The following is a 9,358-nucleotide window of genomic DNA, read 5'->3' as shown; positions in this document are numbered from 1 at the left end:
GCAAAAAATGGCGGGTTGTAGGGTGGAACCCTGCAAGGGGTGTAAGGGGCAGAGCCCCTAGGAGGTTTGTTTCTTTTCAAAGAAATATCTTATCCACAGGTTATCCACTGAAATTTAGAAAGTATGTTCTAAAAAGATTAAAATTACCAAAAAACATTAAAAAAAATCCATTTTTAGTTGCGTAAGGTGGTATGAGGTGGTAAAATAAACACATAAATTGGTACAGAGTGGTAAGAATTATGCTATCAGGAGAATATAATCATTCAGTTGACACAAAAGGAAGAATAAATGTACCTGCCAAATTCAGATGTGAACTTGGTGATTCTTTTATTATGTGCAAAGGTCTTGATAAGTGTATCTCGGTCTATCCGAAATCGGCTTGGGACGAGCTTGCCGCGAAGATAAAAAGTCTGCCTACCACTGACAGGAACGCCAGACGTTTTTCAAGGTTCATCCTCGGCAGTGCCCTTGAATGTACTCCCGATAAACAGGGGAGAACAAAGGTTTCCGCTTCTTTGATGGAATATGCGGGGATAGAAAAGGACATAGTCGTCGTAGGTGTTGAAACCAAGGTTGAAATTTGGGACAGCAAAGAATGGGCTAAATACAATGATGTATCCGATGACTGCATGGAAGATGTGGCACAGGAAATGTTTGAAGCGGGGATAACTCTATAATGAAACACATCAGCGTTTTATATCAGGAAACAATAGATATGTTAAATATAAAAGAAGACGGGATATACGTCGACGGTACCATGGGCGGTGCGGGGCACAGTCTGGGGATATGTGAAAAACTGTCGGAAGAAGGGTACTTCATAGGTATAGATCAGGATGATTTTGTATTTGACAGGGCTAAAGAAAGACTTAAAGGTACCGATTGCAAAAAAAAATTCGTGAGAGGGAACTTTCATGATATCAAAGACATATTAATGGATCTAGGTATAGATAAAATAGACGGGATGATGGCAGACCTTGGAGTCTCTTCATTTCAAATAGATGATGAGACGAGAGGCTTTTCTTTTAAAAAAGACGGTCCTTTGGACATGAGGATGGATAAATCCAAAAGCTTTTCCGCAAAGGAACTTGTAAATACTTATTCTTACGAAGATTTAAGAAGGGTCATAAGCGAGTACGGCGAAGAGCAGTTTGCGGGAAACATAGCCAAACACATATTAAAAAACAGGGAAGAAAAACCCATTGAGACTACATATGAACTGGTAGAGATAATCAAAAATGCCATACCAAAGAAGTTTCATCAAAAGAAACATCCCGCAAAGAAAACATTCCAGGCTATCAGGATAGAAGTAAATGATGAAATCGACGCATTGAAGCAGTCGGTGGAAGATATGATAGATGTCTTAAATAAAGGAGGAAGGCTGGCAGTTATAACCTTCCATTCTCTCGAAGACAGGATAGTAAAAAAAGTATTTTCGGAGTATGCAAAAGGGTGTACATGCCCAAAGGAATTCCCGGTATGTGTATGCGGGAATACACCTAAGGTAAAGGTGCTTACGAGGAAGCCTGTTTTACCTACCGAAGAAGAAATAGAAGAAAATCCTCGTTCGAGAAGTGCAAAGCTTAGAGTAATCGAAAAACTTTAAGTAATAATAAGATAAATTTTAAAATATAATTTAAGGAGCAGCAAATGACAAGAGAAAAACAAAGTGCTAGATATGAACAGAAGAAAAATGAAAAAGTATTTACTTTTGATACGGTTTTGTTTCTATGTCTGATTGCCGCGATTTTATTATCTGTTATTACTTGGCAAAGTTACAGGATAAACAGGACGGATATTGAGATATCTAAGCTTGAAAATCAATTAAAAGATGCTAAAATGTTAAATGACAGTTTAGAGGGGAAATTACTTGCCAAGAGAGACTTGAACAAAGTCCAAAAGGTAGCAATAGAAAAATATGGTATGATTAAGCCGGGGAACAGTTATTTTGTTGCGGTAAATGTACAAAGCGAAGATGAAGCTCTTACCGACAGCAAAAGTGCCAGTGCACAAAATACAAAAGGCGGGAATGCACTCTCTAAATTATTTAGTGGTTTTGCCGGCAATTAGTAAAGGTGGTCACTTTTGAAAACTTTTTTAGATCTTAGACAAAAGAAAAGGATATTATTTATATTTGCTTTTGTATGTATATTATTTATAGCACTGGTGTGTAAGCTGGTGTACATACAAGGTTTCAAAGCAGTTGAATACGGAAATAAACAATCAGCCATGTTGATGCAGCGTCTTCCCATAACGGCGTCCAGGGGAGATATCTATGACAGAAACATGGCTTTACTTGCGAAAGACGCGACTTGTTCGAGTATATATGTTTCTCCCGCAAGTGTAGATAAAAACAAGAAAAAAGAAGTAAGCGAATACCTTGCAAAGATGCTTGACCTTAAATATGAAGATGTATATAAAAAGGTAAGCAACGCTTCTTCAAACAACGAACTTATAAAAAGAAAAGTGGATAATTCCGTAGGACTTAAAATAAAAAATAAAGGCTATAACGGTGTATCCGTCACAGAAGATAAAAAGAGATATTACTCTAACGGTAAATTCGCTTCTCATTTATTGGGCTTCACAGGTGTGGATCATCAGGGACTTTACGGTTTGGAAGCCAGCTATAATGACGTACTTGCAGGTAAAGACGGAGTAGTTCTTTATCAAACCGACGGCAGCGGAAGAAAGATAGCTTCGGGCAGTGAAGTAAGACAGGAAGCGACAAACGGAAGTAATCTTGTCCTTTCCATAGACAGCGTTATCCAGATGTACGCGGAAAACGCCATAGAGACGGGGATAAAGAAGACAGGCTCGAAGAGGGTAATGGCTTTGGCAATGGATCCTTCAACAGGGGAGATACTCGCCATGGCGACAAACCCAAGCTATAATCTAAACGATCCATGGAAACTGGATAATTCATTTAAAAAGAAGATGTCTTCGGAATTTTATAAAACCACAAAGAGCGGTAAGAAAAAGAAAATGACAAACAGCGAAAAGCTTGCTTTGATGTGGGATAACCCAAATATCAGTTTGAACTACGAACCGGGTTCTACGTTCAAACCCGTGACGGTTTCCTCTGCACTGGAAGAAGGCTCAATAGATAAGTCTTCAAGATTTTACTGCAAGGGGTATAAAGTAGTTGCGGGAACAAAAATAAGATGTAGTGTCTATCCAAACGGACACGGGAGTCAGTCTCTCGGAGAGACCCTTGCAAATTCATGCAACCCTGCCATGATGGAAATTGCCATGCGTATGGGACCCGACACATTCTACGATTATATATATAACTTCGGTTTCGGTTCAAAGACGGGAATATCTCTCGGAGGAGAAGAAGGAGGGATAGTTCCTCCCAACCAAGATGTGAATGTAGTAGACTTTGTAACAAAGGCTTTCGGTCAGGGTATATCCACCACTCCTATCCAGATGATGATGGCTCTTTCTTCTACGATAAACGGCGGATATCTGTTAAAACCTCAGCTTGTTAAATACGTTACCGAGGGAGAAGACAATACCGTTACCACGACATATGAAAAAGAAGTGGTAAGACAGATAATATCAAAAGATACTTCTTCGACTATGCGTAAGTATTTAAGAGGGGTTATAACAAAGTCCGAAGTTCTTAAAAAGTATGATACGAAATCTCTTAAAATGGGCGGTAAGACGGGTACTGCTCAAAAGATAGTAGACGGAAAGTACTCCCATTCAAAATATGTATGTTCGTTCTTTGGGTTTGCTCCGTACAACGACCCTAAAATTGCGGTAATAGTCCTTTGTGATGAACCTACCAACGGACGTTACGGAAGTACGACCGCTGCACCTATCGCATCTGAAATACTCAAGAATTCGGTAAACTACTTAAAGACCAAAAGCGATGACAGTTCAAAAGATATCAAGACACTCAGCACAAAAGTCGTGGTTCCCGATGTAAGAGGGGAAAGCCTTACGGATGCAAAGAGCCTGCTTGATACTCTAAAGATAAAATATAAGGTAAATTATAAAAATAAAAAAGTCAGTGATGATAACGCAGTGGTTGTAAGTCAGACCAACGTTCAGGAAACATACTCGAAGACGATAACTCTGACTGTAGATGATTCTTCTTCGGAAAATGTTACCATGCCTGATTTAACCGGTATGAGCGTACAGAGTGCAAACGAAGCATTGACCAAGATAGGTCTTACTATGGAGATCGAAGGCGGAGGCATCGTTCAGTCACAAAGCGTAAAGGCAGGTACAAGTATTAAAAAGGGTACTAAAGTAACTGTTACATTCAAATATGTCAAGTAATTGCTCATAAAATGTTTTTATTAAACGCAAAAAGTGATATAATAAGACACATATTAAAATATATGAGGTAATGTATGAATGGTATAGGTATAGATACACTATCGAAGATGATAAACGGTAAGATAATCCGTGAGGGGAAAGAAAATTTAGTGACCGATGTGGTCATAGACAGCCGTCTTGCGAAAAAAGGAAGCGTGTTTTTTGCTCTCGACGGGACGGAAATGGACGGACATGATTTTGCCGTGAGTGCTTATGAAAACGGTGCTTGTGCGATAGTTGTAAAAAGAGAAATAGAAGGGGCGGAGTGTTATCAAATCAAAGTTGAAGACACGCTAAAAGCCCTTTACGATATGGCAAAGAGCTATAAGGATAAATTCGATATCCCTTTTGTAGCTCTTACCGGAAGTGCTGGAAAGACAACCACAAAGGATATGACGGCAAGTGTCTTAAGTAAAAAATATAAAACGATGAAGACCATAGGGAATTTCAATTCCACCACGGGAGTACCACTAACTCTTTTCAACCTTGAAGAGAGAGATGAAATAGCCGTAGTGGAAATGGGTATGAACCATAAAGGCGAGATAGAAAAAGTAAGCGGACTTGTAAATCCGGATCTTGCCATGATAACGAATGTCGGTGTTTCTCATATCGAAAATTTGGGAAGCAAAGAAGATATATTCAAAGCAAAGATGGAAATAACAAAAGGGCTTAAAAAAGGCGGGACCCTCCTTGTTAACGGAGATAGCGAATTTTTTAAGGATTATACAAACGATGATTTCAACGTCGTCAAAGTCGGTATCGATCACGGGGATCTTAGAGCTGCCGATATCTTATATAGCTCAAAGGGAGCGAAGTTTATGGTGAATTACAATGGTAAAAACTATACTTTCTGCACTAAGGTCCCCGCTAAATACAGCGTTTACAATGCACTTTTCGCAATATACACAGGATTTCACTTCGGGCTTAGCTACGAACAAATAAAAGAAGGATTGGACGATTTTATGCCTACAGGTAACAGGATGAAGATAGAAGAAGTAAACGGCATTACACTAATAGACGATACTTATAATTCAAATCCCGAAGCTTTAAAGGAAGCTTTAGGTTTACTAAACAGGATCGGCGGCAATAATAGAAAAGTAGCCGTTCTCGGCGATATGCTCGAACTCGGAGAAAAAAGCGGAGAAGAGCACGAAAAATGCGGTAAAGCCGCTGCCGAAAACGGGGTAGAACTGCTTCTTGCATGCGGAGACTACGCTATGCACTATATCAAAGGTGCCGGCGAAAACGGTATGGATCCGGGCAAAGCACTATATTTTTTCGAGAAAAATTATTTGGTCGAAGAAGTATTTGATTTTCTAAAAGAAGGTGATTTTGTATTGGTAAAGGCTTCAAGAGGCATGAAATTTGAAGACGTTGTCGATGCGATCAAAAAAGGAGGAGTATTTTAATGGTATATTCAATTCTTGCTACCCTTATTTCATTTGCGGTAGTGGTTTTACTTACACCAAAATTCATACCTTTCCTGCAAAGACTGAAAATGGGTCAGACAATCAGGGAACTGGGACCAAAGAGCCACTATAAGAAAGCCGGTACGCCTACTATGGGCGGGCTTGTGATGATGCTCGGCATACTTGTCACATGCATCATTTTCTTTTCAAAAGCGGACGGAGACCTTGTCTTCGCTCTTTTTGTGACTCTTATATTCGGACTTATAGGTTTCCTTGACGATTATATAAAAATGGTTCAAAAGAACAGACTTAACTCGGAAGGAGGCGTCCTCGTACCTTATCTGGGAATGCTTCCTATTCAAAAACTGCTTTTACAGTTTTCGGCTGCGGGTGCGGTTGCGGTTTATGCTGCTTTTCACCCTTCCATCGGAACGAGTATAGTGGTTCCTTTTACTAATCTTAACTGGGACCTCGGGTGGCTTTATATACCTTTTGTGGTAATAGCGATAGTTGCTGTGGTAAATGCCGCAAACCTTACGGACGGACTTGACGGGCTTGCCTGCGGTGTAACTATGATAATAGTATTCTTCTTCCTTGTATTTTCCCTAGCAAACGGATTTACATCGATGAATATATTCTCTGCGAGCGTGATAGGTTCCTGTCTCGGGTTCTTATGCTATAACGCACATCCTGCTTCCATATTCATGGGGGACACGGGGTCTATGGCTCTCGGCGGTGCGGTGGTGATAATCTCTATCTTCACAAGGTCGGAACTTTTCATATTGATAGCGGGGGGAGTTTACTTCGTAGAAGCATTATCGGTACTCCTTCAGGTGGGATACTTCAAGAAGACCGGAGGAAAGAGACTGTTTAAAATGGCGCCGATACATCATCACTTTGAACTTCTCGGACACCATGAAACCAAGATAGTGACTTGTTTTTGGATAACCACGGCAGTGCTTGTGATGATTTCACTTTTATCACTTCCTATTATGTTTAATTAAGGAGTAGAAAAATGGATTTAAAAGACGGAATATATATGGTTGTGGGGGGCGGCAGAAGCGGCGTTTCCACAGCTAAATTTTTAAGCGGTAAAAATAAAAAGGTTTATTTAACTGATACGAAGGAATATGAAGACATAGTTCCTTTGGGATTTGGGATAGATACAATAAAAAATGATAAAAATATAACATTCATACTCGGCAGACAGCCTAAGGAAGAAGAAATAAAAGAATGTGAAATGATGATAGTTTCGCCTTCGGTTCCTCCTAAGGCTTTTCCTATAGTTACGGCTAAAAAGAATGACATACCCGTGTACTCGGAATTTGAATTTGCGAATTCTTTTTGTAAAGGTTATGAAATAGCCATAACAGGGACAAACGGCAAAACCACAACCACGACTTTGGTGGGAGATATCTTTGAAAATGCGGGATATGATACTTATGTAAACGGGAATATCGGCAATTCATTCATAAACGATGCGGTAAAAGGGGACGAAAACAGTGTATACGCTTTGGAAGTAAGTTCTTACCAGCTTGAACTTACGGATAAATTCAAACCCGATATCGCTATCATGACGAATATCACCCCCGACCATCTCGAAAGACATGGTACATTCGAAGAGTATGTAAGGGTAAAGGAAAATGTATTCGTAAATCAGGATGAAAATGATTATCTCATAATAAATAAAGAAGATGAGATACTCATGGATTTAAGTAAGAATGCAAAAAGCAAAGTACTTACATTCACCGTTAAGGAAGATAAAAATGCCAATGCTTATTTAAAAGATGAAAATATAATCATCAATTTTAAGGGGGAAGTATATCCTCTTATTAATATAAACGAACTCAAGCTTTACGGACTTCATAACGTTATGAACGTTATGGCTGCTTCTTTGGCGGCGGCAGTAAAAGGTGTGAAAAAAGAAAATCTTGTAAATACTCTTAAAAATTTTAAGAGTGTTGAACACAGAATCGAGTATGTTGATACCGTTGACGGCATAGAATATATAAACGACTCAAAAGGCACCAACGTAGACGCTACGGTGACCGCTATGAAAGCGATGAAGAAAAAGACGGTGCTGATGCTGGGCGGATATGACAAAATGACACCTTTCGACGAATTAGCCAAAAGTATTAATGATAATATTAAATGTATCGTTTTGTACGGAGTCGTGCAAAATAAGATAAAAGATACTTTGGATAAATATGATTATAAAAATTATCATATGGTGGAAGGCGGATTTGACGAAGTGTGCAAAAAAGCAACTGAATTTGCGGATAAAGGAGAATGTGTGCTTCTATCTCCCGCGACTTCAAGCTTCGATATGTTTGACGACTACGAACAAAGGGGAAGAGCGTTTAAATCTTACGTAAAAAATTTGAAAGGATAAGTTAAATGAACGAAGGAAGAAAAAGGAAAAGGACAATGGATTACTGGCTGCTCCTTACGATTATGGGGCTTACCATATTTGGTATAGTTTCTATTTTTTCTGCCAGTATGTATAACTCGGGAATAAGCGGAAGTCCTTTTTCCTATTTTACCAAGCAGCTTATTTTTGCTATCATCGGAACTATCTTGATGATAACTATTTCAAATATAGACTATCGTAAAACAAAGCACTTTGCTCCCATCGTTATGATCGGGGTAATAATAATGCTTGTTCTCGTACTCTTTATAGGTACGAACGTAAACGGAGCTAAAAGGTGGATAAGGATAGGAAGCCTCGGGACCATACAGCCCAGCGAGTTTACCAAAATAGCTCTTATACTTTTCCTTGCTTATTATATCGAAAGGAAAAAAGAACTTATAAGAAGTTTTCGTTACGGGATACTGCCTGTCATAGGACTTGCTTTAATAGTATGCGGACTTATCGCTTTGGAGCCTAACCTTTCTACGGCAACTATCATAGGAGCACTTATAGTAGGTATGCTTATAATCGGAGGTATGAACCTCAAATATTTCATTCCCGTTGTAATAGCGGGTGTGGGAGGGATAGTCTTCATGATCATAAGTACCCCATGGAGACTTACGAGAATGCTTACTTTTCTTGACCCTTGGGCTGATATAAAAGGTGCAGGGTGGCAGATTTGTCAGTCACTTATGGCGCTTGGTTCGGGAGGGCTTCTCGGACGCGGTTTCGGTCAGGGTAAAGCAAAGCTTTTATTCATGCCCGAGCCTCAGAATGACTTTATATTCGCTCATATCGGTGAGGAAATGGGACTTATTTTCGGTATCATACTTATCGCGGTTTACTTATTCCTCATTTGGAGATGTGTAATAATCGCTCTTAATGCACCTGACAGTTTTTCCATGCTTTTCTGCGGAGGAATGGCGGGACTTCTCGGATTACAAGTATTTATAAATATCGGTGTTGCGACAGCACTTATACCCGTTACGGGTATGCCTCTTCCATTCGTCAGTGCGGGGGCTAGCTCCCTTATATCTCTGATGTGCGGTATGGGGGTAGTACTTAATATATCCAAGCATTGTAATATTTAACTCGCCCAAAAGGGCGAACCACTTTGCAGGGGATACCCTGCAACCCTCTATAAGGGACGCTGTCCCTTACACCACTATGTAGGGCTTCGCCCTACAACCGATTCCAGGGGCTCTGCCCCTAAAAC

General features: G+C 39.7%; 9 protein-coding genes. All 9 read left to right on the top strand.

Annotation, left to right across the window (positions count from 1 at the left end):
* Positions 1-185 (top strand): hypothetical protein (locus tag NSA01_RS09400; RefSeq protein ID WP_257481207.1); only part of this gene is annotated, 185 nt, incomplete at its 5' end.
* A 54-nt stretch (positions 186-239) separates the two neighbouring features.
* Positions 240-677: a division/cell wall cluster transcriptional repressor MraZ gene (gene mraZ, locus NSA01_RS09395; protein WP_007049476.1), complete on the top strand. Its 438-nt coding sequence runs from the start codon at positions 240-242 to the stop codon at positions 675-677.
* Positions 677-1,603, top strand: a complete 927-nt coding sequence (gene rsmH / locus NSA01_RS09390; protein WP_257481206.1) for a 16S rRNA (cytosine(1402)-N(4))-methyltransferase RsmH — start codon at positions 677-679, stop codon at positions 1,601-1,603. Before mraZ ends, rsmH begins: the two co-directional genes overlap by 1 nt.
* A gap of 44 nt (positions 1,604-1,647) precedes the next feature.
* Complete coding sequence (locus NSA01_RS09385) at positions 1,648-2,067, top strand: hypothetical protein (protein WP_257481205.1); 420 nt, start codon at positions 1,648-1,650, stop codon at positions 2,065-2,067.
* Between the two features lie 15 nt (positions 2,068-2,082).
* Positions 2,083-4,284, top strand: a complete 2,202-nt coding sequence (locus NSA01_RS09380) for a penicillin-binding transpeptidase domain-containing protein (protein WP_257481204.1) — start codon at positions 2,083-2,085, stop codon at positions 4,282-4,284.
* A 74-nt stretch (positions 4,285-4,358) separates the two neighbouring features.
* Entirely contained in the window at positions 4,359-5,732 is a 1,374-nt protein-coding gene (locus NSA01_RS09375) for a UDP-N-acetylmuramoyl-tripeptide--D-alanyl-D-alanine ligase (protein WP_257481203.1), read from the top strand.
* Complete coding sequence (mraY, locus tag NSA01_RS09370; protein ID WP_257481202.1) at positions 5,732-6,736, top strand: phospho-N-acetylmuramoyl-pentapeptide-transferase; 1,005 nt, start codon at positions 5,732-5,734, stop codon at positions 6,734-6,736. The genes NSA01_RS09375 and mraY overlap by 1 nt, the downstream gene beginning before the upstream one ends.
* Positions 6,737-6,747: 11 nt before the next feature.
* Entirely contained in the window at positions 6,748-8,124 is a 1,377-nt protein-coding gene (gene murD, locus NSA01_RS09365; RefSeq protein WP_257481201.1) for a UDP-N-acetylmuramoyl-L-alanine--D-glutamate ligase, read from the top strand.
* Positions 8,125-8,129: 5 nt separating this feature from the next.
* The gene (gene ftsW / locus NSA01_RS09360) at positions 8,130-9,233 is read left to right on the top strand and encodes a putative lipid II flippase FtsW (protein ID WP_257481200.1); all 1,104 of its coding nucleotides are present in this window, start codon (positions 8,130-8,132) and stop codon (positions 9,231-9,233) included.
* Positions 9,234-9,358 lie beyond the last annotated feature (125 nt).

It is taken from the genome of Anaerofustis stercorihominis, assembly GCF_024623185.1.
GTDB lineage: Bacteria > Bacillota > Clostridia > Eubacteriales > Anaerofustaceae > Anaerofustis.
Note: the sequence above shows the minus strand (reverse complement) of the source record. Positions and strands in the feature narration are given on the sequence as shown.

Excerpts from the sequence above, each read along its gene's own strand:
- mraZ (WP_007049476.1), top strand. The coding sequence starts at position 240 with ATGCTATCAGGAGAATATAATCATTCAGTTGACACAAAAGGAAGAATA.
- rsmH (WP_257481206.1), top strand. The coding sequence starts at position 677 with ATGAAACACATCAGCGTTTTATATCAGGAAACAATAGATATGTTAAAT.
- NSA01_RS09385 (WP_257481205.1), top strand. The coding sequence starts at position 1,648 with ATGACAAGAGAAAAACAAAGTGCTAGATATGAACAGAAGAAAAATGAA.
- NSA01_RS09375 (WP_257481203.1), top strand. The coding sequence starts at position 4,359 with ATGAATGGTATAGGTATAGATACACTATCGAAGATGATAAACGGTAAG.
- mraY (WP_257481202.1), top strand. The coding sequence starts at position 5,732 with ATGGTATATTCAATTCTTGCTACCCTTATTTCATTTGCGGTAGTGGTT.
- murD (WP_257481201.1), top strand. The coding sequence starts at position 6,748 with ATGGATTTAAAAGACGGAATATATATGGTTGTGGGGGGCGGCAGAAGC.
- ftsW (WP_257481200.1), top strand. The coding sequence starts at position 8,130 with ATGAACGAAGGAAGAAAAAGGAAAAGGACAATGGATTACTGGCTGCTC.